The 26,753-nt window shown below is 54.4% G+C and carries 21 protein-coding genes; 9 read left to right on the top strand and 12 right to left on the bottom strand.

Going from position 1 to position 26,753, the window contains the following annotated elements:
* Positions 1-271 precede the first annotated feature (271 nt).
* From OSC10802_RS0117915 to OSC10802_RS0117945, 7 genes are all read right to left on the bottom strand, one after another.
* Positions 272-1,276 (bottom strand): GNAT family N-acetyltransferase, encoded by a 1,005-nt coding sequence (locus OSC10802_RS0117915; RefSeq protein WP_017718147.1) that lies wholly within the window; start codon positions 1,274-1,276, stop codon positions 272-274.
* Between the two features lie 115 nt (positions 1,277-1,391).
* Positions 1,392-2,498, bottom strand: a complete 1,107-nt coding sequence (locus OSC10802_RS0117920; RefSeq protein ID WP_017718148.1) for a BtaA family protein — start codon at positions 2,496-2,498, stop codon at positions 1,392-1,394.
* Positions 2,499-2,630: 132 nt separating this feature from the next.
* Positions 2,631-5,354: a PEP/pyruvate-binding domain-containing protein gene (locus OSC10802_RS0117925; RefSeq protein WP_026098589.1), complete on the bottom strand. Its 2,724-nt coding sequence runs from the start codon at positions 5,352-5,354 to the stop codon at positions 2,631-2,633.
* A 67-nt stretch (positions 5,355-5,421) separates the two neighbouring features.
* A complete protein-coding gene (locus OSC10802_RS0117930) occupies positions 5,422-6,339 on the bottom strand; it encodes a UbiA family prenyltransferase (RefSeq protein WP_017718150.1) in 918 nt (305 codons plus the stop codon).
* Between the two features lie 114 nt (positions 6,340-6,453).
* Positions 6,454-6,864, bottom strand: coding sequence for a hypothetical protein (locus OSC10802_RS0117935; RefSeq protein WP_017718151.1), 411 nt, complete (start codon positions 6,862-6,864; stop codon positions 6,454-6,456).
* On the bottom strand, positions 6,861-7,835 hold the full coding sequence (locus tag OSC10802_RS0117940) for a hypothetical protein (protein ID WP_198525144.1): 975 nt from the start codon (positions 7,833-7,835) through the stop codon (positions 6,861-6,863). The genes OSC10802_RS0117935 and OSC10802_RS0117940 overlap by 4 nt, the downstream gene beginning before the upstream one ends.
* A 268-nt stretch (positions 7,836-8,103) precedes the next feature.
* Complete coding sequence (locus OSC10802_RS0117945) at positions 8,104-9,282, bottom strand: radical SAM/SPASM domain-containing protein (RefSeq protein WP_017718153.1); 1,179 nt, start codon at positions 9,280-9,282, stop codon at positions 8,104-8,106.
* Between the two features lie 453 nt (positions 9,283-9,735).
* Between OSC10802_RS0117945 and OSC10802_RS50235 the strand changes: the two genes are divergently transcribed.
* On the top strand, positions 9,736-9,894 hold the full coding sequence (locus OSC10802_RS50235) for a hypothetical protein (RefSeq protein ID WP_155968024.1): 159 nt from the start codon (positions 9,736-9,738) through the stop codon (positions 9,892-9,894).
* Here the strand turns inward: OSC10802_RS50235 and OSC10802_RS0117950 are convergent.
* Together OSC10802_RS0117950 and OSC10802_RS50240 are read right to left on the bottom strand one after the other, a co-directional pair.
* On the bottom strand, positions 9,874-10,164 hold the full coding sequence (locus tag OSC10802_RS0117950) for a hypothetical protein (protein ID WP_017718154.1): 291 nt from the start codon (positions 10,162-10,164) through the stop codon (positions 9,874-9,876). The genes OSC10802_RS50235 and OSC10802_RS0117950 overlap by 21 nt on opposite strands.
* 347 nt (positions 10,165-10,511) lie before the next feature.
* Positions 10,512-10,676: a hypothetical protein gene (locus OSC10802_RS50240; protein WP_017718156.1), complete on the bottom strand. Its 165-nt coding sequence runs from the start codon at positions 10,674-10,676 to the stop codon at positions 10,512-10,514.
* 1,723 nt (positions 10,677-12,399) lie between these two features.
* Between OSC10802_RS50240 and OSC10802_RS40725 the strand changes: the two genes are divergently transcribed.
* The 6 genes from OSC10802_RS40725 to OSC10802_RS54605 all read left to right on the top strand — a co-directional run bounded on the left by OSC10802_RS40725 (position 12,400) and on the right by OSC10802_RS54605 (position 21,595).
* Entirely contained in the window at positions 12,400-14,799 is a 2,400-nt protein-coding gene (locus tag OSC10802_RS40725; RefSeq protein WP_017718157.1) for a two-partner secretion domain-containing protein, read from the top strand.
* A gap of 119 nt (positions 14,800-14,918) precedes the next feature.
* A complete protein-coding gene (locus tag OSC10802_RS40730) occupies positions 14,919-15,392 on the top strand; it encodes a hypothetical protein (protein WP_232731706.1) in 474 nt (157 codons plus the stop codon).
* Entirely contained in the window at positions 15,368-15,571 is a 204-nt protein-coding gene (locus OSC10802_RS54600; protein WP_232731707.1) for a hypothetical protein, read from the top strand. Before OSC10802_RS40730 ends, OSC10802_RS54600 begins: the two co-directional genes overlap by 25 nt.
* A 12-nt stretch (positions 15,572-15,583) precedes the next feature.
* Positions 15,584-18,316 (top strand): CHAT domain-containing protein, encoded by a 2,733-nt coding sequence (locus tag OSC10802_RS0117980; RefSeq protein WP_017718158.1) that lies wholly within the window; start codon positions 15,584-15,586, stop codon positions 18,314-18,316.
* Between the two features lie 38 nt (positions 18,317-18,354).
* Positions 18,355-19,359 carry a DUF928 domain-containing protein gene (locus OSC10802_RS0117985; protein WP_017718159.1) on the top strand — a complete coding sequence of 335 codons (1,005 nt, stop codon included), beginning with the start codon at positions 18,355-18,357 and terminating at the stop codon, positions 19,357-19,359.
* A gap of 19 nt (positions 19,360-19,378) precedes the next feature.
* Positions 19,379-21,595, top strand: coding sequence for a CHASE2 domain-containing protein (locus tag OSC10802_RS54605; RefSeq protein ID WP_017718160.1), 2,217 nt, complete (start codon positions 19,379-19,381; stop codon positions 21,593-21,595).
* Positions 21,596-21,841: 246 nt separating this feature from the next.
* Here OSC10802_RS54605 and OSC10802_RS55710 read toward each other — a convergent pair whose 3' ends face one another.
* Positions 21,842-21,973 (bottom strand): hypothetical protein, encoded by a 132-nt coding sequence (locus OSC10802_RS55710; RefSeq protein WP_255349208.1) that lies wholly within the window; start codon positions 21,971-21,973, stop codon positions 21,842-21,844.
* Between OSC10802_RS55710 and malQ the strand changes: the two genes are divergently transcribed.
* Positions 21,951-23,561 carry a 4-alpha-glucanotransferase gene (gene malQ, locus OSC10802_RS0117995; RefSeq protein ID WP_445727644.1) on the top strand — a complete coding sequence of 537 codons (1,611 nt, stop codon included), beginning with the start codon at positions 21,951-21,953 and terminating at the stop codon, positions 23,559-23,561. The genes OSC10802_RS55710 and malQ overlap by 23 nt on opposite strands.
* 128 nt (positions 23,562-23,689) lie before the next feature.
* Here malQ and OSC10802_RS40740 read toward each other — a convergent pair whose 3' ends face one another.
* A complete protein-coding gene (locus OSC10802_RS40740; RefSeq protein ID WP_082218310.1) occupies positions 23,690-24,223 on the bottom strand; it encodes an acetoacetate decarboxylase family protein in 534 nt (177 codons plus the stop codon).
* 264 nt (positions 24,224-24,487) lie between these two features.
* On the opposite strand from OSC10802_RS40740, the gene OSC10802_RS50245 reads away from it, so the two are divergent.
* Complete coding sequence (locus OSC10802_RS50245) at positions 24,488-24,631, top strand: hypothetical protein (RefSeq protein WP_155968026.1); 144 nt, start codon at positions 24,488-24,490, stop codon at positions 24,629-24,631.
* 156 nt (positions 24,632-24,787) lie between these two features.
* Here OSC10802_RS50245 and dnaK read toward each other — a convergent pair whose 3' ends face one another.
* On the bottom strand, positions 24,788-26,701 hold the full coding sequence (gene dnaK, locus OSC10802_RS0118005; RefSeq protein WP_017718163.1) for a molecular chaperone DnaK: 1,914 nt from the start codon (positions 26,699-26,701) through the stop codon (positions 24,788-24,790).
* Between the last annotated feature and the right edge of the window lie 52 nt (positions 26,702-26,753).

Raw genomic sequence — 26,753 nt, forward strand, 5'->3', positions numbered from 1 at the left:
TTATCTCGAAAGCTCCCCTCCCCGTTAACGGGGAGGGGTTGGGGGTGGGGTCAGACCCCCTATCAATTCGCCAACAGTCTCTTGAAATCGCGGCTATACAAACGAAGTTCGCCTCCCTTGGACTTAAGAGAAGAGCTAGAATCTTAAAACCCTTGCCTTGCGGGTTTTGTCTGTATAGCTGCGGTTTCAACCGCCCAGAGACTACGGGACACAGCTTAAGTTGACAGCGATGCCCCCGTGCCCGCCCCTACTGCGTCTCTCACATTCTCAACTATAAGTGTTTGGCAAATAGGGTGTAGCCCCGGATGGTGTGAGCGTAGCGCCGGCTGAGATGGCTTGAGGCGCTCTTGTCGCGCATCAGGGCGTGAATCGCTTGGGAATAGCCGAGTTTGCGGGCGATTTCGTGACAGCGATCCACCAGCATATTGCCCAAGCCCGCGTAGGTGCGCTGGGGCAAGACTGCAACAGTTTTTATAATAACACTATTGACAATTTCTCCTCGATGTGCTGCGAGAGAGTCGGGGATGGCGAACAAAAAGCCGGCGGGTTCGCCGCTGTGTTCGGCTATCAATATTAACTCCGGTTGCAGATAGGGGAGGAGGGGGCGATACTGGTTGAGAAATTCACCAAAGCTGACGGGAGTGTAGAGCAAATTGTGGCGAAAGCTGATGGTGGCTACGGTGTAAATCCGGTGCAGCTCTTCGTCAAGGCGCTGCAAATCTACGGGGCGGATTTGGATGCCGGCAGCCTGCAGGCGCTGGCTGACTCGCTCCAGGCGGGGATCGGTGTGGCTGAGGTCTGTATTGAGAGCGGAACTGTAGTGCGCTAGGGGTGTGAATCCCGCCTTGAGAAAGTGTTCTGTCCAATCGTCGGGATTGTCGGGTTCTAGGAAAAAAACGGGGTGTTTGCCGCGTTCGGTGAGCAGCCGGTAGCGCCGCCATGTGCTGCCATCTATTGGGGCAACTGCTAGAGTGCAGCCGCGACCGGCAAGTTCCTGGTTTGCGTGTTCGAGGAGACAGGCGGCGGCGTCGGCGTCTGCAACGGCGTAGTGTCCAATTAAACCGAGCTGGAAGTTCTGATAGGCTGGGGTTTGCCGCCACCACAAGGAGCAGCGCCCTGCGATATGGCTGCGATCTCGAACCAGCAGCCAGTGTGCGTCTGGGCTGTGGCTGGCGATGACTGCGGGGTCAAGGGGTGGGAGGTGGGAGAGGTATTTTTGCTGGAGATTGGGGAGTTCTGTTTTTAGGGGGTTGCTGATCAGAATGAGTTGCTGCACGGTGGCGGATTTTGGATTTTGGATTTTCTCTCGTTCCCAGGCTCTGCCTGGGAACGCGCCTGAAGGAGGCTCTGCCTCCTTTCTCAAATAAGCATATTAAAAGCGTAACAGCTTATTAGATGATTTCTTCTAGAATAAAGGCGCTGTAGAAGAAGGCTTTATCTTGCCGGTAGAGGTGGCTGGATAGCTCTGTGAGGGGTCGCAGCCGGTTTGCCATTGATTCGGGGCGGAGGCGCTCTGCTAGGAGGTTCCAGTAGGCGATCCGGCTTCCGGGGCGACCGGCTCTTATCAGTTGCTCTAGAACGCGGTGATAGTTTTGGGGGGACATGTACTCGAATACGTTGCTTAAATTATAGCGGTCTAGGGTGGGGATGGGGGAAGTTTCTAGGAAATCTTCTAGGGGGGTGCAGTGCCACTCTAAGCGGTCTAGGTTGGCGCGGATTGGCTGGAAATTTTCGGGGCGGAGCGCGCAGGGGAGGGCGGTTATGTGCTGGCCGGTGGCAATCCACTGCAAGTAGGGATTTTCGGCGGGATTTAGGTCGGTTAAGGCGTAGCGGGTGCGCTCTAAAAGATGTTCGGCTACGCCGGCTTTGACGTATTGGAAAAAACTGGGGTCGCGCCCGAAGCGCCCCAGGACGAAGCGGGAAAAGAAGAGGCGGAACAGGAGTTGCCACTGCCAGTTATTCCAGTGCTGGGTGTAGAAGGTTTGGCGATCTTCTGGGGTGAGGCTTTTTTTGAGGGTGTGGGCGATTTTATCGCTGCTGTGAGTGAGGGGCAAAATGTACCGGCGGAATAGGGTGAGATAGCGCTCGAATTTGCCGGCGCTGCCGGTGCCGGTGGCGATGGCGTTTGGGCGCTCGTCCCAAAATTGGCGGGAAGCTGCTGAGAGGTGGTTGCGACAGCGCCGGTACAAGTTAATTCTAGCAGCGGGTGCTGCCGGCACTGAACCGATCAGTTCCAGCAGTTCGGGGTGGCTGAGTTGGCGATAGGCGGCGACGCGCAGTTCTAAGCAGGCAATCTGGGCGGGGTTTAAGTCTACTGCTATCACTTTTTTTGGCGACCGGCTCAGCATTGCCAGGGTGTTGTCCCCAGCGGAGGCGACAGACAGGCAAATGTGCGCCGGCTGGATGTCGAGGGCGCTCAGCAGGATGTCTGCGTCTTCCCAGCACTGGGCGTAGCGGATTTGGGAAAAATCAGCCACCTGGGCGATTTCTGCGGGCATTATTCATCTCCGATTTTGCCCTAAATTCTATCGCGACTTACGCACAACTGTGAGAGAAACCGGGTTTCTTTTGCAGGAGCGAGGGCTGAAAGTCAAGACGGCTGGTTGAGAAACCCGGTTTCTGCGGAAGTTCTATTTATACTCCTGACTGGGAATTTTGCACACTCTGCCGGTGCTTCCATCCATTTCTACCCAGTCACCGTCTTTTAACCACTGGGTGACGCCGGGAAGTGATACAATTGCCGGCAGTCCCAGTTCGCGGGCGACTATCGCAGCGTGCGACAGCAAGCTGCCTCGCTCGACGAGCAAGCCGGCAGCGGCGGGAAACAGCAAAATCCAGCCGGGATCTGTGCGCTGAGCGACGAGAATTGTGCCCGGTTTCAGGGGTGCGCCACCGGCTCCTACAATTTGCTTGGGATCGGATATCGCTCGCACGCAACCGCGCACGACTCCCGGCGAGCAGCCAATTCCCTGGAAGGAGGAATTGGAAACGGCAGATTGTTGTTGGGTTGTTTTCTGAAAGGAATTTCCCTGACAGACGACTCCGAAGGTTTCAAAGCGATCTGCCGGCGGCGGCATTTGCCGGTAGCGGGCAAATTCGGCTTGGCGCACGGCTGCCAATCCTTTCAAATCGGTGGTGGTTGCTGTGCCTTCGATAAATCCCAGAATTTCCCCGACTTCTAAGTAGAAGATATCCCGGGGTTCGCCCAGCACGTCGAGGGCGTAGAAGCGGCGTCCTATCTCGACAAATACCCGCCGCGCCCGACCGAAAACGCGGGTGCGCTCAAATCGGAGATTTTCCCGGTCGCGCACTCGCTCCCGCGCGTTTTTCAGCACCCAGTTAAATACCAGCCGGCGCAGGGGGCGATTTTTTAGCGCTCTTTTCACTCGCTGTTCTGCGGCTTTCCTCAGGGAGATCGGGGGCAAACTTTGCCCTGTCTCGCTGATGGGATTGGGCGCTCTGCAAGCCAGGGCTAATTGCCCCACCGCCCGCAATAAGGGCAGGGGGTCATCGTAAAGTGTGGGGCTTTCTAATTTGAGTTCTTCCAGACAGCGATCGCCAAATTTATGGAGATACTCTCGGTATTGGGACTGGAATTGCGGTTCGCCTTCCATGCTTCGCACAATTTCATTTAAGGAACCGCCACAAAGGGTGCTGACAAAATCAGGATTTTGTGCTATGGAATTCGCCATGTCGCGCATGCGCTGAGCCGGCTCGGCGCTGATGATGCCGCCTTCGCCGCTAATCAGGTCATTTTGCAGGGTTTGCTCGCCATCGCCGCACCATTTTTCTGTGAGGCGTCGCAAGACGCCGTAGAAAATCATGGTGAAAAAATCGTTAATTAAAGGAGCGTCCCAGCGGGTGAGCAGCTGGCGCTCTATGTTGCGGTAGTGAGCCGCAAGTTCGTCGGGGCGGAGGTCTTCTAAATTGAGTTCTAAATTGAATTGTGGCGGGTTTAAGGCGGCGTCTAACCGCTGGTAAAACTGTCGGGTGCGGCGGGGGATCTGGAAGTAATTTGTGACTAAACCGGCAGCGGTTGCCAGCAGTCGCCAACTGTCTTGCAGCCGGTCTTGCCAAGTGGCGCTTTGCAGTTCGGCGACAGCGCTTTCTGGCAAGGATTCCCGCACTCCCATCATCTGCTCCATGAAGTGCCGGTTGACGGTGAAACCGGGGAGCAGTGCCAAAGTCCGATACCAGCTGAGCAGGTTATAGTAAATTCGTCCCTGAATTAGCCCGATCATGCGGCTGAATGTGTCGCTGTGGCGAGCGATTGCCGGTTGGGGAACGCCCATGAAGCGGCAAAATTGCCGGTAGACTTCTTCATAAGCTTTGCGGGCGAAGGAAAAGGTTAAAGGGGTGGTGACGCCGCTGTAACTTTCGGCAATATTGCTGTTATCCCACAGGTTGAAAACGCCATCTGGATCGGGGATGTGCGCCAGTGCGGTAATCGGGCGGGATTGCAGCAGGTAGAGCTGCCCGTTTTCTATAGCCCACTCAATATCTTGGGGGCGGTGAAAGTGCCGGCTCACCTGACGCGCTAGGGCGGCTATGTCTCTAATTTGCTGGTCGTTAAGAGCGGGTTTTTGGGCGATGTCTGGGGGAACTTCTACGGTGGCAATTCCTGATTCCTGATATGAGTCAAGCCGGTGCAGCCGGCGTTTGTCTGCAATGTGCCGGTGAATAATGCGCCCTTCTCGATCGATATGATAGGTGTCGGCACTCTCTTCACCTGATACGAGGGAGGTGCCCAAACCCCAAACAGCGCTGACTGCTGTTACGCTTCGTTTTCCTGTGACTGGATCGGCGGCGAAGGCAACACCGGCAGCTTCGGGATTGAGCGCGCGCTGGATGAGAACAGCGCTGGGATTTGGCAGTGGGGGCAATCCGCGATCGCGCCGGTAAGTCAAAACGCGATCGCTGAACGCTGACTGCCAAACGGCTGCAATTTTCTCAGCGACGGCATCAGGAAACACTCCCAAAAAGCTGTCGAGCTGTCCGGCAAAAGAGTGCTGCGCACCGTCTTCATCACTGGCAGAAGATCGCACCGCTACGGGTTCGCTATTGGGGCAAAGTTCTGCTAGGGCGGCGCGCAGTTCTCTCTTGACGGATTCGCTGAGCTGGAGGGTTGCCAGCCAGGTTTGAATTTCCGTCGGTTTGGGCTGTAAAATGCCGAGTCTCGTCTCTTCGAGAAGCTGGCGCTGTTCAGGTGTGAGGCTGCTTTCAAAGGCGGCTGGGGAGAGTGCGAATCCGTCTGGAATCAGGACACCGGCTCGTTTCAGCTGGGCGAGGGGTCTGGCTTTGCCGCCGAGGAGAGATTCTGCATGTCTGTCTTGCAATTGTAGGATGTAAGTCATATCCATTTTGTATTTTGGATTTGGGGAGTCTAGAAACCGGGTTTCTGGAAGAAACCCGGTTTCTGGATCAACGGGTGTGGGAAAAACGCAAGAGAAGGGGAAGTATCCCCAGCTGGAGATACAGCAGCAGTGTCCACAGCCCGGAAATTGTATCTATAAGGTTTGCCCATTTGGTCGTGGGGCGCTGCAGGAAAAACCAGGCGAGCGAGACGCCGGCGCTCAGCAGTATGGCGATCAGTCCGGTGACAGCCGGTGCGAAATTGATTTGACCGGCAGCAAAAAAGGCGGCGGTTGCTGTTAAGCCGAGTGCGAGCAGCCACGCTAAAACTGCATGGCGACGCCCCCAGAGAGCGCTGTAGGTTTCTACGCCAATTTCTTCATCTTGGGGGGCGCGGATTTTCCGCCCGATTTCTATGACTGAGCCGTTAAAGAAACTGACTGCCAAAAACCAGGTCAGACCTGCCGGCGGCTGCCCACCGGCACTCAGCCAGTCACAGGCTGTGGCGTAGAAATTAATCACCGGCACAATGACCATGTGGCTGCACATATACATTAAGGGATGGGCTTTCAACCACCCGCGCACAAAGAATTCCTGGGTCATCAAGGCTAAGTAGAACCAGGCTAAACCCAGCAGCAGCGCTAAGGCGGGAGTCAGCCACAGCGCAACAGCTAGCTGAATTGCGGCACCGGCTGCGCCAACCGCACCCAATTCTCGCAAACTGACTAAACCTCTGGGAACTGGACGGTAAGGCCGGTACTGGGCATCGTCCTCGAAATCTTTGAATTCATCGGCGATGCGCAGTTGCAGGAAGAAGAGAAAAAGGCTGAGAAAAGCAACCAGCAGGGAGCCGGAATTTGGCACTGCTGTTTGACCGCGCAACAGGGCGGAATAGCTCACTGCAGAGCTACTGAAAACTGCAATGATCGCGCCATTTTTGAGAACCGGGAAGCGCTCCCGCTGGTAAACCCACCACCGATTCAGCATGATTGCTCTTCTCTCAGTCCGCGCAGGCGGACTTCGTTTGTATAGCCGCGATTTATAATCGCCCGAAAACTAGCAAAACGTGTAAACATTTCCGCCTTCGCCAACCGCATCATGCTATTGCCTCTCACTCACAATTTGCTGGGCTACTTCAATTTCTTCATTAGTCCAACCTTGTGCTGTCAGCCGGCTGGCAATTTGCGTGTCGCTCAGCCCTTTTGCCCGGGCATCTCTTGTGTAGTTTGCCAGCGCTATCTGTTCGGAGGTAAATGATACCGTCATGTTGGCTACGGTGATGGGCACTTCTATTCTTTGCCAGCCGGCAAGCTGGGCAATCAGGGAATAGATTCCTGTGATTGCAAAACCCACAACCCACCAAAGCGGCAGCCAGAGAGCAAGGCTAATGCCGGCAGTACAGATGACTGACGCGAATAGGATTCCCGCCGCCGCACTCACGCCGCCAGAAACCGCAGCCATAGCGATAAATGTGATTGGGAACCCCACCAAAATGTTTGTATAATTTTTCACAGCCGGTTGTCCAGAATAATTTCCCAGTAACGGATGAAAGCAATAATCAAAGCCATGTAGCAGGGGATAGCAAAAGCCACTTCCACCGGCACACCGGTGAGCGGCGTTACAAAACCCGTGAAATTATTGACAGCACTGGGTCCGTAAACCCGGTAGCCACTGACAATTAGCCAGGATTCTACTGGCCAAGCTACAGCGCCGGCGATTGCTATGGCGATGAAAAATCTTTGAATCATCGGGTAGTGGATAAAAAACCGAGTCACCACAATGGCGGTCAGTCCGATCGCCAGAATCCACATGCCGGTGATCAGGATGCTGATGTCGTGGAAAATATACGACCACTGGGGCAGCTTTTCATTCCGCACCATTGGCTCAATCATCACTTCAAATAAAAAGACCCCCAGGAAGGTAATCAGCAAACTGCGCAGCCATTTTCTCCGCGCTAGCGGCTTGAGCGGCGCGATCAGCTCGCCGTCTATTAGGAAACTCCAATACTTATAAAAGGCGATGACCAATCCGCCAAACACCGGCACATAATACAGGATTTCTACCGGCACCCCCAAGATAAAAATCCCTGACACAGCTTGTCTCACTTCTGGCGCGTAGCTGCGGATGCCGGTGTTTACGGCAATCATTTCAAAAGGCACAACCGCCAGCGTCAGCACTCCCAGATAGACGCCAAATTTCTTCCACTCTTTCCACTTTTCCAGAAACTTGTCCACCAATAGCACGACGCTCAAGATTAACGCCGTCCAGCCGAGGGTCAAAATCCAGCTGACATCGTGGTAAACATAAGCCCACCAGCCCATTTTGTGATTATTCCACATGGGAGCGGTGAACAGTTCAAACAGCAGCACTCCCGCCGCCATCACCAGAAATCGCAGCCAGACCTTATCTTTTATTTTTGGCAGGATGAGGAAAGCCGCCGCCACCCCCGCCAAAATAAAAACCTCAAACAACACAATCGGCACGGTTGGCGTTTTATCGAAATTGCAGTGCGCAAGAACTGGACTTAAATAGAGGTGTGAGATCATATTCTCCCTTTCTGGAGCCTACAGGTCTGCGTTTCAGAGTGAGCTTTCTTTAGCCCGCGCAGGCGGGCTTCGTCTGTATAGCCGCGATTTCCAATCGCCAGGAACCTGGCCAACTAGCCAGAGGTCTAACCCCCCGTTAATTCGCCAACAGAGTCTTTCAATCGCCAGGATCTGCAAAAATTGAATGCTCCCATTTCAGACGCTATCACACTTCGCGGTTAATGTCAAGGTTAACGTGTCCCCCTGAAACAGTTTCCTTTTGGCGAAATTCCGAGTCCTTAATTTTGCACCCGCCCCACTTTGCCTGACAGAAGTCCGGCAGAGTCGTCAGCCTTTCCCAGATTTTCCAGAGGGGTTCTTCCAGGATATTGCCAAACTTGGCGTGATTGAAATCGCAGGACATAATATCCCCATAGGGGGATGTGTAGAAGTAGCTCGTGCCGCAAGAGCAGCCCACACTTCGATGGCTGGTGAAGTAAGAGAAGAAGATGACGCCTGGATAATTGGGCTTTTGATTGTACTTCCGGGCTGACTGGATCATGTCTTCCACCCAGTCGCTTCTGTCCACCAAGTCCTGCCTGTTTTTATACCTGCCGGTGGGTAGAGCGTCGAAAACGAGGACTTCGTGAATGCCGGCGTTTTTTGCGAGCTTGACGATTCTGCCCAGCTCTCCATTCTCATACGCTTCCGGAGTCATGGTTGTGGAGATTCCTACAGACATCCCCAGCAATTTCGCTTTCTGGATGCCCCGCATGGCTCTTTCAAACAGACCGGCTTTCTGCCGAAATTCGTCGTGCCTCTCCGGACTGGCTGCGTCTATGCTAATATAGATACTGTCTAACCCGGCTCTCTTTAATTCCGCTGCCCGCCCCTCCAAATCCCAGCCATTGGTAAACAGTACAGTCGTCGAAAAATCCTTGTCAACCGCTCGGATAATCTCTGGCAAGTCCTCCCGCATCAGCGGTTCGCCCCCCACAAAGTTTATCACAGACACTCCCAACTCCTGAGCGTCCCGGATTAATTTTTTGGACTCCTCCAAGGTCAGAGCTTTTCTGCCTCTCTCCTCTACCGCCGTAAAGAAACTGCAGTGCCCGCACGCGGCATTGCAAATATCGTTCACCGCAAAGCTCATCATGTTCGGCAGATTCTTGTTTTGAATCGTCCGGTACAGGGCGCGAGCGATGAAGTTGGCCGCCGGCTTGCTGAACAGCGCTGGAGTGGAGAGCGAATAGACCGGGTATCCATTGCGGAAATGGATAATTTTGCTGTGGTTTAGATAAATTTTATACAGAATATTTACGAAATCCGTGCTGTAGTCAAGCGCCCGGGTAGCCAGAAACCACTTGAGGCGCAGATTATTGATCGCAGAGCGCACGTCAACCATCTATTTGCCCTTCAGCCTAAACTTACTTTTTCCAAAGCTAGACTCACTTTATCACAGCCCCACTCCTGCCTGCCGGTGGCTTCAAAAAAATTAACACTTCTCGGTGTTTAGGCCAGGTTTGTAGTTGGGCTTTAGCCCAAAGGTTCGTAGTTGGGCTTTAGCCGAAAGGTTCGTAGTTGGGCTTTAGCCGAAAGGTTCGTAGTTGGGCTTTAGCCCAAAGGTTCGTAGTTGGGCTTTAGCCCAAAGGTTCGTAGTTGGGCTTTAGCCCAAAGGTTCGTAGTTGGGCTTTAGCCCAAAAGTTCGTAGTTGGGCTTTAGCCCAAAAGTTTGTAGTTGGGCTTTAGCCCAAAAGTTTGTAGTTGGGCTTTAGCCCAAAAGTTTGTAGTTGGGCTTTAGCCCTACAGGGAGCGCGTGAGGTGGGACACAAGGGGGAGCGAACTTATTCCGCGACAGGATGACTGCTATCGCAGTGCCGGTCAGGAGAGATGGACAGCTGCCGGTGCTGTGTGGGGACGCGACATATCGCGTCCCCACAAGGCGGGATTTGCGATTTCCTGGAAGTGCTGACAGAGAGCAATTCAAACCCCAATTTTCACAGGTACTTCTCCTGTAATGCTTCCCATCGGGCTTGGTCGGGGTCAAAGTCAGGGGAAACGGGTTTAGCGTTGGCGAGCCAATCCCTAAAAATATTAATCCTACAGGGGAAGTTTTGAGTTTCAGGCTGTTCGCCTGCCGGTGCCGGTCGGGGGTGACTCGCCTCACCGGCATTTTCAACTTCCTGCAAAACGATCACTTCTACATCTCCAGGAGGTAGCTGGAGCGGTCCTGCAAGAATCAAGTGGCCGTTACTGTCAATTGTTCCTTTCAGTTTGTAGGCTTGCATGATTCAATCCGTCCTTGGGTTATGTGGTGCAAAGATGGGCCGATTTGTAGTTGGGATTTAGCCCAAAAGTTCGGAGTTGGGCTTTAGCCCAAAAGTTCGGAGTTGGGCTTTAGCCCAAAAGTTTGTAGTTGGGCTTTAGCCCTACCGGATCTCTTGCCGGCTGTATCTATTATAGACTATTCCCTGCCAATATAGTCTTGAATTTGCTGCATGTATTCCTGGTAAAGTTCCAGAGCCAGACTCATGGCATGGTAAACGATGCGCATGACTCGCGCATCGCTGCGCCAGAGCGCAACGCATTCAGATATTTGGCAATCGCCTGCAATTTGCGATTTCCAACTGCGCGGTCAAGGGGAGTCATTTTTTAAGCGTTCCAGAGTTTTGCGGATATACACAGGCTGGGAGCGCCGCAGCTTTTCAGTATCGGCATAAATCTTCCAAACTTTGAGCTGAAATTTGACAGCGATTTGGGAGCGGGTTTCTGGGTTGAAGGGATCGGAATTTTGCATCATTCTTCAAGTTTAGGGCACCGGCACTCAGAGTATGGGAGTTCCCTTGCTAGGACGATGGACCTCTCTTGCTCGGACGATGGACCTCTGAGTTCGACTGATGGACCTCCCTTGCTAGGACGATGGACCTCCCTTGCTCGTGGACATCTGCCAGCACCTGCCAGATGTCGCGCAAAAGCGCTATTGCACCGGCTTCCCTAAAATGCCGGCCTTCAGGGAACTCTCCATTTAGGGGCTGGCCCTCTATAAACTCCTCAACCAGATATATAGCACTAGGCACTTAGGGCACGAACGTCCCAATCAGTGAGTGTCTTGCGCCAGAAAAGTCTGGCCAAATCCGCCGCCGCCGAGGTGTCTGACGACTTGACAGCGACCGGCTAGTGTGGATTCTGTCATAGGAGCGAGTATTTATTTTGCAGTGGAGTCCGCACCCTCCATCCATACTAACTCACTGCGCTCTGTGTGCTTGGCGGCAGCGGCGGAAGGCGATTGCCGGCGGGAGTCTTTGGGAGAAACAGGAATTTGTTAAAAAACAATTATGAGTTTTAAAAGTGGGGTGAGTAACAGCCGGCAACTCACCGACTGTAGCCATATTTACTAAAGTGAGAGGCTCCCCGACAGTCAGCGCTTGCCGGTTGAGCCGGCTGGGACTGCATATAGCGGAGAAACCCGGTTTCTTTAAGAAACCGGGTTTCTCACTATATCTGGGACGGGAGCATGTTAATTTCCGTAAATATACTGAATCGCAGGGGCGATCGATGCGGGTTTTTTCTCTCACCTCTCTGCCCCTCTCCCCTCAATCCTGAGTTGGGCAATATGTTTGCCTCCCTTCAGATGTCCCCTTGCGGGACTGCCGGCGGAAGTTCTATAATTTCAGTAATTGTTCTGGCTTACTGTCAACTGAATGCTTGTTTAAAACTCGCCCCAGTCCTTGTTTCCCGCAAAGAGAGCAATTCGTCACCCCCCAAGTCAGGCCGTGCTTGTAACTCCGCCCAGTTGTCGCCCCAGTCGCTTCAGTAAAAACTTGGATGCAAGCCGGTTAACCTAGAGATTATTAAGTGATAGCTCTGAGGTTCAGATCACATTTAATTCTGACGAGAATCACCGAAAGGCGTGACGAAAAACACTGTTAAGTACGAGAGAGTAGTGCAGAATGAAGACAGTTAAGGAAAGCCCTCGATCGAGAAAGACGAGGCATCTGGATAAATCAAAAGGAAATCAGGGAACTCTATAGGCAAGAGAGCTGTCTAATATCTGGGGTTACTTAGAAAGTTAAACCGAGAGACAGCGAAAAACATATACCGATTTTAGATAAAGGGCCGTCACCCATACCACTAAGGAGAATTATTATGTCCCGCCCTACTACCCTAGCGCTCGCGATTGCTTTAGCCCTGGCTGCAGCAGGCTGCACTTCTTCTGTTTCGACTAGATATGTCTCAGAAAAAAGCTTGGGTCAAGAGCGGCTACTTCCGCTTTTAGACGCTTCGGGAAAGAAAGATAAGAATGGCGGCCAATCAGAGGCGCGATCATTATTTTGTCTGCCTTATCCTTTCCCCCCTTGGTGTATATAAAATAAAAGACTGTAAATGACCCGTAAGGGTTGTATTCCTTAAAGCGAGATATTGGAAGTCTTCTCGCTTGATTTCAGTTCAAGGTTGAGGAAATTACTGATAGACAGAGAGCGGGGGGCGGTGTAGCATAGTGATGCGTCACCCCCCCTAATGGTATGAAGCTTCCTGTTTGCCGACTCCTGTGGCTAGCTGCGAATTTAACTCTGTGCTGTCTCATTCCGGTCAACTCGGCGCGAGCGCAAATAGCAGCGGATGGCACCTTACCCACCAGCGTCACCGCCTCGGATAGCGCCAACTTTACTGTCGGGGCAGGCAGTCGCGCCGGAAATAACCTGTTCCACAGCTTTCGGGAATTTTCCGTGCCGGCTGGTGGCTCGGTTTTTTTCAATAACGCCCCAGAGGTGCTCCATATCATCAGCCGCGTCACGGGTGGAAACATCTCCAAGATTGATGGCACCCTGAGAGCCAACGGCACCGCCAACCTGTTTCTGCTCAATCCCAATGGGGTGATATTTGGCCCCAATGCCAGCCTGGACATTGGCGGCTCCTTTTTTGCTTCCAGTGCCAACAGCCTCAAGTTTGCCGATGGCACTGAGTTCAGCGCCACAAACTCCTCTTCGGCTCCGCCCCTGCTGACGGTCAGCGTTCCCACCGGCCTGCAATTCGGTTCCAATCCCGGGCCGGTCGTCAATCGCTCCCAGACCACTGTAGTGAATTCACCCACAGGACAGCCGGTTGGTCTGCAGGTGCAGTCCGAGCGAACCTTAGCTCTGGTGGGGGGTGAAGTGCGTTTAGAGGAGGGCAATCTCACCGCTCCCGGAGGACGGATTGAGTTGGGGAGTGTGGAAAGCAACAGTTCAGTGAACCTGAACTCGAGCAATAGAGGTTTTGCTCTCAGCTATGAGGGGGTGCAAAATTTCCGAGACATTTACCTGTCTGGGGGATCTGCGATTGACGTGACCAATTTCAGCCCTGTCGGAGGCAGTGGAGATGTCCGAGTCCAGGGCAGGCGCGTCACACTCACGGGGGGGTCGCAAATCGCCTCTTTCACCATCGGAGCAGTATCATCTGGCTCTATAGCAATAACGGCTTCAGAGTCAGTAGAACTCATTGGTACTGGGATTAGAAGAAATCCAACATATCTGCCGGTTCGCACCAACTTGACTACCACAACAATTGGTGATGGCAATGCCGGAGACTTGACTGTCAGCACCCGACGACTGATTGTCCGAGATGGTGCCGGAATATTCACTAACTCTCTTTCATTCCCGATGAAGACTCCTCAAGGTCGGGCTGGGAATTTGAGAGTGATGGCCTCGGAATCGGTAGAAATCAGCGGTAGCGTGCCAATCTTGGGAGCGAGTGGATTAAGTGTTGAAACGAGAACTGGTGGAGATGCCGGAACTTTGGAAATTACCACCGGCAGGCTGATTCTCCGAGATGGAGCCGAGGTATCAGCAGCCACCTCCGGTGCCGGTCGGGGAGGAACTGTAACAGTAGTGGCTTCGGAGTCTGTGGAGGTCAGTGGCACCGGCACAGACAGTCCGGGTCAGGTTTTGCCCAGCCGGCTGAAAGCGACCAGTGCCAGCGCGGGCGATGCCGGCAACTTGACACTCACCACCGGCACCCTCACTGTCCGCAATGGCGCTGAAATCACCGTCAGCGGCACGGGAACGGGAGGGGCCGGCAACTTAGACATCCAAGCGAGCCGGCTTCAACTCGACACTGCCGGTCGCCTGAGAGCCGAAACCGCAGCCGGCAGCAGGGGCAGCATTCAGCTAGACACCGGCAGCACACTCCTGCGCCACAACAGTTCTATCACCACAGAAGCCACCGGCACTGCTTCCGGCGGCAACATCACCATCAGCACCGGCACCATAACCGCCCTGGAAAATAGCAAAATCATCGCTAGTGCCATCGGGGGTGCTGGGGGGAACATCCAGATCGACACCCGAGGCATCTTCCGGTCTGCCAACAGTGAAATCACGGCCAGTTCCCAGTTTGGAGTTTCCGGCACCGTCACGATCAGCAACCCAGAAGTAGACCCCAGTGCCGGATTAGTGGAATTGCCCTCTGCAGTGGAAGACCCCACCCAGCAAATCGCTGTTGGATGCGCCGCCGATCGGGGCAACTCACTGACTGTCACCGGACGGGGCGGCTTGCCAGAAGACCCAACGGCCACGATCAGAGGCCAGACCGTTTGGCGAGATTTGCAAGATTTTTCCCAACCGGCACAGAGCCGCCAAAATTCCTCACAGCCGAATCCCCAGTCGCCGGTGCCCCACGGCGTTGCAGCGAAACAGGACTCACTCTCCAAAACCCCCATCTCTCTCTCCCCCTCCCGAAGCGCGGGGAGGGGGTTGGGGGGTGGGGTTCAGAATCCCCGGACTGGGCAACCCCTGCCCAACCCCCAACCCCAACTTGTGGAAGCCACCGGCTGGGCCATCGACGCCCGGGGCAATGTCGAGCTAGTCGCTTCTGTGCCGGCTGCCGGCTCTGCCCCGCACCGGCCACCAGACTGCCACACCGCTCACCAACAGGGCAGGGCTCGCTAAGGGAGACGTTAAAATTTATTTAAAAATTTAAGCAAAACCCCCAGTTCCAGACGCGCCCGGTATTGAGTACAATTGGAAATTATCCCCAACGCCTACTTGCTGGGAGCGAGGCCGGCTCTATGGTCAAGTCCGATGCGAAAATCCACCTACCAACGAGCGACGAACTCCCTTGCTCGGATGACTCTCCTGTGGACAGAGAAGACCAAAATTGGATTCCCAATTTCCTGTTATTCCTGCTGGAATTTATTTGGGGGAATCGCGAGGACGGGTATTTTGAGGCGGATATGGCGATCGATCGCACCACCGTCGTCAGTCCGCTGGTGCCGGCGGTTCCCGACGGGTTCTTAAGTCTGGTCGATAATGTTCCCCCCATCTCTATCAGAGCATTGGTTTCCCACACTTGCGGGGGGGAATACGACACCAAAAAGGAAATTTATGCCAATTTAGAGGTGCTGGATTCCCTGGTGTATAACCCGCAAGATTGGCGGCAGGAGGGGCAGCAACCCTTTGAACTCTACCGGCCTCGGGAGGTGGCAGCTACCAGAAGCAAATTGGAGAGCATTTCTGGATGCCAGAAATCGGTTTGGGAATAGGGCGAGTGCAGTTGCTGGTAGGGGGAGCCGAGCGGGAAGTGCTGTGCTGGTACGACCGGCAGGGCGCTCGGGATAGGACCCCCTCTGAAGCCGCGCAACAAGCTAGGCAACGGCTGGAATTCGCCCAACAGCAACTGGAACGATACCGCATGTTATTTGGGGAGTTACCACAAGAGTAACCAAAAACCACAATGGCAATTATCCGCTGGCTACTGAGAAGCATTCACTCTGGCGTCAGGTTGGGGCGCGCCCAGCGTAAAACCGCGCCAAGGCAACGGGCCAGACTGTCTTTTGTCGGGCTGGCATTGCTGGCCCTGCTTCTCGTGACTGCGGTGCTGCCGGCAGTTGCCCGAGAGCCCGCTCCGCCGCCAGAGGTGGCAGGATCGCCGGTGTCAGCTGCGCCGCAACTGTTGCAGCAGGGAAAACAGCTCTACCAAGGGGGACGGTTTGTTGAAGCCGCCACCGTCTGGCAGCAAGCCGCCATTGAATATGAAGCTGCCGGTGAATGGCTAAACCTCGCCCAAATCCTAAACTATCTGTCACTGGCGTATCAAGACTTGGGCGAGTGGGAGCGAGCGCGCGCCGCCATCGAGAAAAGCCTGAACCTGCTGTCAAATCAGAACCAGCGAGAGGGAAAGAGCGAGGCAATCCGGGCTCAAGCGCTTAACGCTTTTGGCCGGCTGCAACTGGCAACTGGACAGACAGAAGCGGCTTTAGAAACTTGGAAAGCCGCCGAAGCCGCCTACCTGGCAGCGGGGAATCAGACCGGCAGGCTGGGAAGCCAGATTAACCAAGCCCAAGCCTTGCAATACCTGGGCCACTACCGGCAGGCAAAAACGCTCTTAGAGAAACTGCTCGATGAACTGCTCGCTCAGCCGGACACTGCCCTGAAAGCCGACGGATTGCGGAGTTTGGGCACAGTCCTGCAGCGAGTGGGAGATTTGCTGCGCTCGAAAGAAATCTTGGAGCAAAGTTGGGCGATTAGCCAGCGCCTCGGTGCCACTGCCGGCACTGGTGCGGCACTGCTGGGCATCGGCAATATTGCCAGAGACCTAGATCAATATGATGTCGCTCTGGCGTACTACCAGCAGGCGGCAAAAATGGCACAAGACCCCCTGGCTCGGGCGCAAGCGCAGCTCAACCAGCTCAGCCTGCTGGTGGACACCGAAAAGCGGTCATTAGCCAGCGCCCTCGTGCCGCAAATCGAGTCGGACCTGTCTGAACTGCCGCCCTCTCGCGCCTCTGTTGACGCCCGGGTGAATCTGGCAGAAAGCCTGATGAAGCTGTCTGCCGGTGGGGGCGAAGCATTCGGGCCGCGGACCTCTGGGGGCACGCCAGCAGGTGCCGGCCCTCTGGCGTCGCCCTTGCAGGGATTAGGGAACAAACAGCAAACGCCAACAGCCGGGCCCTTGAAAGTCGCCGGACTGCTGGCAACAGCCGTGCGAGAAGCCCGACAGCTGGGCGATCCGCGAGCTGAAGCGTCCGCTCTCAATCAGCTGGCAAAGCTCTACGAACAGACCCAGCAGTGGGAAGAGTCCCAAAACCTGGCGCAACTTTCGCTGCAAATTGCCCAGAAGATTGACGCCACCGATCAGGTGGCTCGCGCCGCGTGGCAGCTGGGCCGCACTCTCAAAGAAAAAGGGGATATCGCTGCGGCAACAGCGGCTTATACTGAAGCAGTGAATGCGCTCGCTAACCTGCGCAGTGACTTAGTAGCGATTAATCGCGAGGTTCAGTTTAACTTCAAAGAAAGTGTGGAGCCGGTGTACCGAGAACTGGTGAGCCTGCTGCTGGGAGCGGGTGCCGGTCAAGCCAACCTCAGGAAAGCTCGCGAGGTGATTGAAGCCCTGCAACTGGCAGAATTGGACAACTTCTTTAAAGACGCTTGCGTGGAAACTCATCCCGTGCGGGTGGAGGGGATTGACGCACAAGCTGCCGTCATCTATCCAATTATTTTGAGCGACCGGCTAGAAGTGATTGTGTCCCTGCCCAATTCACCCAGCCGCCACTACGCCACCCCACTCCCTGGCCCGGAAATCGAAAAAAATATAAAAAAATTATATTCTTCTCTTTATATAGGGTATTCTAGTAATGAGCGATTGCGGCTCTCCCAAAAAGTTTACGACTGGCTGATCCGACCGGCTGAGGCGGATCTCGCCAGTCACGGCATCAAAACCCTGGTGTTTGTCCTGGATGGGGTCTTTCGCTCTTTGCCAATGGCTGCCCTTTACGACGGAAAGCAGTATCTCGTCGAGAAATACAGCGTCGCGATCAGCCCAGGGTTGCAGCTATTCCCACAGGGACTGTCAAGAAATCAGCTAAAAATCTTAGCGGTTGGGCTTGCCGAGGCGCGTCAGGGGTTTTCCGCCTTGCCGGGAGTGGAGGCAGAAGTCAAACAAATTGCTGTCTTAGCAAATTCTAAGGTACTTCTGAACCGGCAGTTCACGCGCGCCAGTTTTAAAGACCAGATAAACGGAACAGAATTTCCAGTCGTTCACCTGGCCACTCACGGTCAATTCAGCTCCAATCCTGAAGAGACATTTTTGCTCACGTGGGATGGCCGGATCGCGGTAAAAGATTTAGACCGCTTGCTGCAAGCGAGAGGGCAAGAAAATCTTAACCCCATTGAACTGCTGGTTTTAAGTGCCTGCCAAACAGCAGCCGGCGACGGGCGAGCCGCACTGGGATTGGCGGGATTCGCACTGCGGTCAGGGGCCAGAAGTACCTTGGCAACCCTGTGGGCGGTCAGCGACAAATCCACGGCGAACTTGATGACTGAGTTTTACCAGAAGTTAACCCAGCCACAGCAGAATATTACCAAAGCCGAAGCGCTCCGTCAAGCTCAACTGGCCCTGCTGAAAAATCCGCAGTACAGCCACCCCTATTTTTGGGCCCCTTTTGTATTAGTGGGAAACTGGCTGTGAGCGCTAAATCATTAACATTTGAATTGCGAGGTTTAATTATGGTAAAATACAGAAGATCCGTTTCTCAAACAGTTTTTTACCTCTCCCTAGCCGGGACGCTGGCCACCGGCACCGGCCTGTGGGAGCCCGCACAGGCGCTCCAGCCGGTGTCAGGGGAGAAATGGCCGGGCGGTTCCCTCACCAGCTTGCAATTCAAGCCGCCGGGAGACGCCGCACCTGGCTCCACCGACGGGGGGGGGACCCGGGGTGATGTCAAATTCCAGCCGCCGGGGGACAGCACACCGGCATCCACCAACGGGGGGGGAACCCGGGGCGATGTCAAATTCCAGCCGCCGGGGGATAGCGCGCCGGCGTCCACCAACGGGGGGGGAACCCGGGGCGATGTCAAATTCCAGCCGCCGGGAGACGCCTCGCCCACGAACACCACCGGAGGAGGCACTCGCGGACCAGAATTCGAGCCGCCCTCCGATGCCGCACCGGTGTCCACCGTCGGGGCTGGAACTCGCAGCGAAGAGCTCTCGCAGCTGATCCCGCTGATTCCGGAGAATAAAATAGGGCGCACAGTGGCGGCGCGCCCGACATTTTTTGTTTACGTGCCTGCAACTTCCTCAAAAGAGGTATTTTTTAGCCTGCAAGACGAAAACAGAAACGTTCAGTACCAAACTACCCTCAAAATGTCCGGTCAGGGGGGAATTGTCAGAGTAACTCTTCCTGCGGACGCGCCGGAACTGGAGATAGGGAAAAATTATATGTGGTTCTTCGCCACTATCAATGAGGGAGACATTCTCCGCCCGGACAGTCGTGGGGTCAGCGGGTGGGTGAAGCGAGTGGAAGCCCCAACCAGCAGCGCCCAAAATTCATCCCTGACTCCTGTAGCGCTCGCCACCTTGTATGCCGAGTCTGGCATTTGGTACGATACAGTGGCAGTGCTCGGTGCGGCTAAACAGGCGCAGCCTGGAGACGCCACCCTAGCAGCTGAGTGGAAAGAGCTGTTGGAGCAGGTGGGACTGAAGGGGATCGCCACTCAGCCCCTAATCGACTGAGAGGGGTTATTCTGAGAGCATGTGGCAAAAGCTGAGACAGCGAATTGGGGAGTGGGGAGGGGTTTTGGCGATCGCTCCTAGCGTGGCAGCACTGGCCATTGCCGGGAGCGCCGCTGGAGTTTTCCAGATGCTCGAATGGGCAACCCTCGACCAATTTTTTCACCAGCGTCCAGCAGAGCCCATTGACCGGCGCATTGTGCTGGTGACAATTGGCGAGTCAGATATCAGTAAGGTCGGGCAATGGCCCATGCCCGACCGGGTGATGGCGCAGCTGCTGCGCAACGTGAGAGCCCAGCAGCCCAGAGCCATCGGTATGGATATCTATCGGGACTTGCCGGTGGAACCGGGGCACAAAGAATTAGTGCAGGTGTTTCAGTCCACACCGAACCTGATTGGCATCGAAAAAGTCGGCGGCAACAGGATCGCACCGCCGCCGGCGCTCAGCAAGTCCGACAGAGTGGCGGCGTCCGATCTGGTGTTAGATGCGGATGGCAAAGTGCGCCGAGCTCTGATATTAATTGGCGCTGAAGGCGGTCAATTTCGAGAGGGGCTGGGGGCGAAGCTGGCGCTTGCCTACCTGGAAAAGGAGGGCGTGTCTCTGCGCTCAATTGACGATAAGAAAAAAATCTATGGGTTGGGGCGTGCCGTGTTTGTGCCCCTGACGGGGAATGAGGGAGGCTATGTTGCCGGTGACACCGGCGGCTACCAGATTTTGTTAAACTATCGCGGAGGGCTTGACAAGTTTCCCAGTATATCCATGACTGATGTGCTGGAAAACCGCATCCCCCCTGATTTGATGCGCAACCGCGCGGTTTTAATTGGCTCAACTGCAGAGAGCCTCAAGGACGTTTTCCAAACGCCCTACAGCAGCACTCTCTTCCGAAGCCCTGCCCTAACTCCAGGCGCAGTCATTCACGCGAATATAACCAGCCAGATTTTGAGTGCCGCTCTGCAAGGGCGTCCGATGCTCCGAACTCCTACCAAAACCCTGAATTGGCTGTGGATTTTGGCTTGGTCTTTCATCGGAGCGAGCGGGTGCTTGAAATTGCTGCAGACGAAAGTGTTTAAAAAGAATGTCTTTTTTGGAGGAGCCCTGTGCGGTACTTTAGTAGCAGGTAGCGCCCTCACCGGCACCTGCTATCTGGCGTTTCTGGGCGGCTGGATCGTCCCCGTATTTTCCCCCCTCGTCGCGCTGACCGCATCGGCCATTTTAATGGCCAACTACCACAGCCACTGGGAATTAAAACTGGCTTGCGAGAAATTAGAAAAAGCCAATGAGCAATTAGAGGAATATTCTCGCACCCTTGAAATTAAAGTGACGGAGCGCACCGGAGAGCTGAAAAGCGCCCTCGACCATCTCAAAGCCACCCAAACCCAACTGATTCAAGCCGAAAAAATGGCTGCCTTGGGGCAGCTGGTTGCCGGCATCGCTCACGAAATTAACAACCCCACAAGCTTTATCTACGGGAATGTCGCCCATGCGGAAGAGTACGCCTCTCAATTAGTGAGCCTATTAGCCCTCTACCAGAAGCACTACCCGCCGGCACCAGATATTCGAGAATTTATTGAAGAGATAGATTTAGATTACATCCTAGAAGACTTACCGAAGTTGCTGGCTTCTATGAAAACGGGAGCCTCGCGAATTCGGGAAATTGTTAAGTCTCTGAGAACGTTTTCAAGGCTGGACGAATCGGAGCTCAAAAAAGTTGATATCCACGAGGGGATTGACAGCACGTTAATGATCCTGCAAAACCGCTTAAAACAGCGGAGCGGCAGGCCAGAAATTATGGTAGTAAAAGAGTACGGGGAATTGCCTATGGTGCCGTGCTACGCAGGGCAGCTGAATCAGGTGTTTATGAACCTGCTGACGAATGCGATTGACGCTCTGGACGAGCGAAATACCAAGCTGAAACCCGAGGAAATTGCGGCCAATCCCAGCGTGATTAAAATTGCCACTGCGGTGAGGGATAGCTCACAAATTGTGATCGCAATTTCTGACAATGGCCCTGGAATCCCCGAATCGATACAGCAGCGGTTATTTGACCCCTTCTTCACCACCAAACCTGTCGGGAAAGGCACGGGATTGGGGCTGTCTATCTCACACTCCATCGTCGTAGAACAGCACGGCGGGCACTTGCGCCTCCACTCAGCACCCGGTCAGGGAAGCGAATTTCGCATCGAGATTCCCATACAACCGTCCAAGCTGCGCAAGCCGGTGCAGCCTCAGAAGGTCTAAAAATATAGCGTTTCGCTCGTTCCCAGGCTCCGCCTGGGAACGCCGTCCTGGAGGCTCTGCCTCCTTTGGGCAGATAGGAAGATTAAAAGCCTAAAAGCTTAGTAAATTGTGGATGCGTGGATTTTGGATGCCTGGATTTATAGCAATGGACAGTTAGTGCAAGGACATTGGGACAGGCGAGACGCCTGTCCTACGCCTTATTTCCCTAGGGCAGGCGTTTCCTCCGACCCCCCAAGGTCTAATGTCCTAATCAATTTGGCTCGACCGGCAACTGTCCCAGCCCCCAGAGGCGATCGCAAGCAGAGAGGAGGTGCCGGCGGCACCGGCACTGTTAGTTTGCCGCCGGCAGCGCGCCTTGAGAACTCTAAAAATTCTCAACCTTCATCCCAGAGACAGATCCGACTGCTCGACAATTGTTTTATTATATTACTATTCAACTTACTGTCACCGTTTGATTATGCCTTTTCCAAGAGCGAGCGGGATTTTGCTTCACCCCACCTCCTTTCCCAGCCCATACGGGATTGGCGACTTGGGGAAAGACGCTTATGATTTCATTGACTTCTTGGCAGAAAGCAAGCAGCGGCTGTGGCAGATTTTGCCCCTCGGACCGGCGGGATATGGCAATTCGCCCTACATGTCTTATTCAGCCTTTGCCGGCAACCCCCTGCTGATCAGTCCGGAACGGCTCAAAGAAAAAGGGCTGCTGTCTGAGGCGGACCTCAGCAATTATCCGGTGTTTCCCGATGAAAGCGTAGATTTCGATCGGGTGATTCCCGCCAAGCTAGCCTTGCTCTGGCAAGCCTTCCAAAACTCCGACCCGAATGCTTCCCAGTATCACAGCTTTTGCGAGCGCCAATCTTACTGGCTAGATGACTTTGCCTTGTTTATGGCGCTCAAAGAAAAACACAATCAAGAACCCTGGTACGAGTGGGAAGACAAGCTGAAAAAGCGCAAACCAGAAGCCCTCAGCAAGGAACAGGAAGACCTCAGCGACCGGATTAACTTCCACAAATTCCTGCAGTTTGAGTTTTTCAGCCAGTGGTCAGCGCTGAGGCGGTACGCCAAAGCTCGCGACATCCTGATTATAGGCGATATCCCCATCTATGTGGGGGGAGACAGCGCCGACGTGTGGGCCAATCAGAGCGTGTTTTGCCTGGATGCCGAGACGGGTAAACCCAAACTGAAAGCCGGTGTGCCACCGGATAAATTCGAGCCAGAAAACGGCCAGATGTGGGGCAATCCAATTTATAATTGGAAGCAGCTGGAAATGGATGATTTCTCCTGGTGGGTGCAGCGCTTCCGGACGCTGCTGGATTATGTGGACGTGATTCGCATCGACCACTTCCGGGGGTTTGAAGCTTACTGGGAAATACCCGGGGAAGACAGCGTTGCCAAGAATGGACGGTGGGTGGAAGCGCCGGGAGAACTGCTGTTTCAAGTGGTCAGAGAAAAACTGGGAGTGCTGCCGATTATTGCCGAAGATTTGGGCGTGATTACCAGGAAAGTCAGGGCGCTGCGAGATCGGTTTGGATTTCCAGGGATGAAAATTTTGCAATTTGCTTTCGAGCCATTGCCTGACTTGCCTTTCTTACCTTTCAACTATACCACCCCAAACTGTGTGGTTTACACCGGCACCCACGACAACGACACCACCCAAGGCTGGTACAGCAAACTTCCCGACAAGAATAAAAACACAGTGTGGCTGTATTTGTTGGGTAAAAAGCGATCCGAGTGCGATGAAAGTGAAATTCACTGGGAATTCCTCAGGCTAGCTTTGAGTTCGATTGCCAATCAAGCAATCTTTCCCCTGCAAGATGTCTTGGGTTTGGGTGCGGAAGCGCGCATGAATTTGCCCGGTTCCTTGGGAAATTGGTGGAGCTGGCGATACCAGCGCGATGCCTTAACGCCGGCAATCAGCAATCGCCTCAGGAGTCTGACTGAAATCTACGCTCGCACCGGCATATAAAGGTTGCCTCGCCGGCAGTATATAGCGGTTTCCAGTTGGATAAAATACGCATGAGAAACCCGGTTTCTTAAAGAAACCGGCTTTCTCAGTCCCTCAGTCTCGCTGAAAATAGCCGGTTTAAACCTTATTTACTGATAGTTAAAAGCAGGTTTTCTCTGCCCCACCACTTCTGGCGCACCGGCGGCGAGACGCAGCTGGTCGCAGCAAACGGCAAGCCAAGGCTGACCTAAACCTAACATAGCAAAAGAACTCTCTGCGGGGATTTCTAACTGAGAGCCAATCAGACCCAGACGCGACTCAAACTCACCTTGAAAGAAGAGGAAATCAGAATTTAGGGCGCTCAAAACCGGCATTTTAAAAGGCAGCGGCAAGCTTAAGTTTTGCTGAGTGTGGGTGAGGCGGCACAGGAGCCGGTCGCCCTGACGGACAGTAACACGAGATCGCTCGCCCTTTTCCCATGTAAACTCAGCCAGTTCCTTAGGCAATCCCCAAATTTCTCTGCCGCCGGCAGCCGAATCCGCACTGTCAACATAGATGTGAGAAATCCAGCCCCCCCATTTGCCTGAATAGCTCACCAAACTAGCCACAACAATTAACTCGCTGTATTCGAGTGCGGAACCGGCACCGTAGGATGCCAGATAAACCTCCCTGCCTGCTGGCAGGCAAGCGACAGGATTTTTCTATTATAGCAGCTCTCAGTTAGATGAAGTACGCTTCAGAAACCCGGTTTCTTTAAGAAACCGGGTTTCTCAGGCTCTCACTAATATGAGAAATGCGATATAGCAGTATGCACTTAGGTTAGAACATTAGAGCTTTAGGGGGGCGTCCCGCCTGCCCTACGTCTATATAGCAGTAAGCATTTAAGAAACCTACATTCCGGCCTCCCTTCCTCCCCCGCTCCCGAAGTTTCTATTGTTCTAACCAATATGACTGCTGCTATAAAGCATCGGGGAGACGGTGAGAGCCAGGTGCCACCGGCACCCGCGCCGGCACCGGCATCCTTCCCAGACAAAACAAATTGGCATCTGCTGTGCGTGCCGGTGTTCCTTTCACCAACAAAAAAGGGCTGATAACCGGCGGGTTCGCCACAATTATCAGCCCTTTTGTCAGGTAAGCTTTTAGGCTTTTAATCTTCCTATCTGTCCAAAGGAGGCAGAGCCTCCAGGACCGCGTTCCCAGGCGGAGCCTGGGAACGAGGGAACGAGGAAAACCCCTAAAACCGCTGACTACTTAGTTTCAGAGAACTCAGCGTCAATCACATCGTCATCGCCGCCGGATTTGTCGGCCTTGCCGCCATCCGGAGCGGGCCCGCCGGCAGCTTCTGGGCCACCGCCGCCGGCTTGCTGGTAGATATTGCTGCCGATGGTGTAGAGCGCCTGTTGCAGTTCCGCCGTTAGAGTCTTGATGCGGTCGAAGTCTTCCTTGCTGCTGGCATCGCGCAAGTCTTTAACCAGCGCTTCCACCTTGCTCTTGTCAGCACCAGACACCTTGTCGCCGAGATCCTTGAGCTGCTTCTCAGCTTGATAAGCTAGGGAGTCAGCCTGGTTCTTCATATCGATCTTTTCGCGGCGCTCCTTGTCAGCAGCGGCGTTGCGTTCTGCTTCCTTCACCATCCGGTCAACTTCACCCTTGTCGAGGGTGCTCGCGCCGGTGATGCTGATGGATTGCTCCTTGCCGGTGCCCTTGTCCTTAGCGGTGACATTGAGGATACCGTTAGCGTCAATATCGAAAGTCACTTCGATTTGCGGGACGCCCCGAGGTGCCGGCGGGATGCCGTCAAGGCGGAACTGGCCCAGACTCTTGTTGTCGGTGGCTAATTCCCGCTCGCCTTGCAGGACGTGGATTTCCACATTAGTTTGCCCGTCCACCGCCGTGGAGAACACTTCCGACTTCTTGGTGGGGATAGTGGTGTTGCGGGGGATAATCTTGGTCATCACGCCGCCGAGGGTTTCCACACCCAGAGACAGGGGGGTAACGTCCAGCAGCAGGATGTCCTTCACCTCACCGGCCAGCACACCTGCTTGGATAGCCGCACCCACGGCAACCACTTCATCCGGGTTGACGGTTTGGTTGGGGTCCTTGCCCAGCACGCGCTTGACCAGCTCTTGCACCGCAGGAATCCGGGTGGAACCGCCCACGAGCACCACTTCATCAATGGCACTCTTGTCGATTTTGGCGTCGCGGACGGCGTTTTCCACCGGTATGCGGCACCGGTCAATCAAATCAGCGCAGATCTTTTCAAACTCGGCCCGCGTCAGGCTCATGTCCAGGTGCTTGGGCCCGTCTTGGGTTGCCGTAATAAACGGCAGGTTGATTTCCGTTTGGGTGACGCTGGAGAGCTCAATCTTGGCTTTTTCAGCGGCTTCCGTCAGGCGCTGCAGCGCTTGCCTGTCTTTGCGCAGGTCAATGCCTTCGGCTTTGCGGAAGGCTTCGGCGAGGTAGTCAACGATCTTCTTGTCGAAGTCGTCACCGCCGAGGTGGGTGTCCCCAGAAGTTGCCAGCACTTCAAATACGCCGTCGCCCACTTCCAGGATGGAAACGTCGAAGGTGCCGCCGCCGAGGTCAAACACCAGGATGGTTTCGTTGCTCTTCTTGTCCAAACCGTAAGCTAGAGAAGCGGCGGTGGGTTCGTTGATAATCCGCAGCACTTCCAAACCGGCAATCTTGCCTGCATCCTTAGTCGCTTGGCGCTGGGAGTCGTTGAAGTACGCCGGTACGGTGATCACTGCTTGAGTGACGGGTTCGCCCAGGTACTTGCTGGCGTCGTCTGCCAGTTTGCGCAGCACTTGAGCGGAAATTTCTTCCGGGGCGAACTGCTTGCCGGCGGCTGGGCAGTCCAGCTTAACGTTGGCGCTGCTATCCCGCAGCACTTTGTAGGACACTTCCGTCGATTCGTAGGTAACCTCGTCGAATTTGCGCCCGATGAAGCGTTTGACGGAGTAAAAGGTGTTTTCGGGGTTCATCACCGCTTGGCGCTTGGCGATTTGGCCCACCAAGCGGTCGCCGTTCTTTGTAAAGGCTACAACTGAAGGCGTCGTGCGGAAACCTTCTGCATTCGCGATCACGGTGGGTTTGCCACCCTCCATCACAGCGACGCAAGAGTTCGTCGTCCCTAAGTCAATTCCAACAACTTTTCCCATACGGGTGTTCCGGCTCCAATCGCTACAAAAATTTTGCTCTGTACCCGCCTGT

The sequence above is a fragment of the Kamptonema formosum PCC 10802 genome (genome assembly GCF_000332335.1).
GTDB lineage: Bacteria > Cyanobacteriota > Cyanobacteriia > Cyanobacteriales > Oscillatoriaceae > Oscillatoria.

What these genes read in the sequence shown, in the direction of transcription:
- OSC10802_RS40725 (WP_017718157.1), top strand. Translation starts at nt 12,400, where the DNA reads ATGAAGCTTCCTGTTTGCCGACTCCTGTGGCTAGCTGCGAATTTAACT.
- OSC10802_RS0117945 (WP_017718153.1), bottom strand. Translation starts at nt 9,282, where the DNA reads ATGGTTGACGTGCGCTCTGCGATCAATAATCTGCGCCTCAAGTGGTTT.
- dnaK (WP_017718163.1), bottom strand. Translation starts at nt 26,701, where the DNA reads ATGGGAAAAGTTGTTGGAATTGACTTAGGGACGACGAACTCTTGCGTC.
- OSC10802_RS0117930 (WP_017718150.1), bottom strand. Translation starts at nt 6,339, where the DNA reads ATGCTGAATCGGTGGTGGGTTTACCAGCGGGAGCGCTTCCCGGTTCTC.
- OSC10802_RS54600 (WP_232731707.1), top strand. Translation starts at nt 15,368, where the DNA reads ATGCCAGAAATCGGTTTGGGAATAGGGCGAGTGCAGTTGCTGGTAGGG.
- OSC10802_RS0117920 (WP_017718148.1), bottom strand. Translation starts at nt 2,498, where the DNA reads ATGCCCGCAGAAATCGCCCAGGTGGCTGATTTTTCCCAAATCCGCTAC.
- OSC10802_RS54605 (WP_017718160.1), top strand. Translation starts at nt 19,379, where the DNA reads ATGTGGCAAAAGCTGAGACAGCGAATTGGGGAGTGGGGAGGGGTTTTG.
- OSC10802_RS0117925 (WP_026098589.1), bottom strand. Translation starts at nt 5,354, where the DNA reads ATGACTTACATCCTACAATTGCAAGACAGACATGCAGAATCTCTCCTC.
- OSC10802_RS50240 (WP_017718156.1), bottom strand. Translation starts at nt 10,676, where the DNA reads ATGATGCAAAATTCCGATCCCTTCAACCCAGAAACCCGCTCCCAAATC.
- OSC10802_RS0117950 (WP_017718154.1), bottom strand. Translation starts at nt 10,164, where the DNA reads ATGCAAGCCTACAAACTGAAAGGAACAATTGACAGTAACGGCCACTTG.
- OSC10802_RS0117985 (WP_017718159.1), top strand. Translation starts at nt 18,355, where the DNA reads ATGGTAAAATACAGAAGATCCGTTTCTCAAACAGTTTTTTACCTCTCC.
- OSC10802_RS50245 (WP_155968026.1), top strand. Translation starts at nt 24,488, where the DNA reads ATGACTGCTGCTATAAAGCATCGGGGAGACGGTGAGAGCCAGGTGCCA.
- OSC10802_RS40730 (WP_232731706.1), top strand. Translation starts at nt 14,919, where the DNA reads ATGGTCAAGTCCGATGCGAAAATCCACCTACCAACGAGCGACGAACTC.
- OSC10802_RS50235 (WP_155968024.1), top strand. Translation starts at nt 9,736, where the DNA reads ATGACTGCTATCGCAGTGCCGGTCAGGAGAGATGGACAGCTGCCGGTG.
- OSC10802_RS0117980 (WP_017718158.1), top strand. Translation starts at nt 15,584, where the DNA reads ATGGCAATTATCCGCTGGCTACTGAGAAGCATTCACTCTGGCGTCAGG.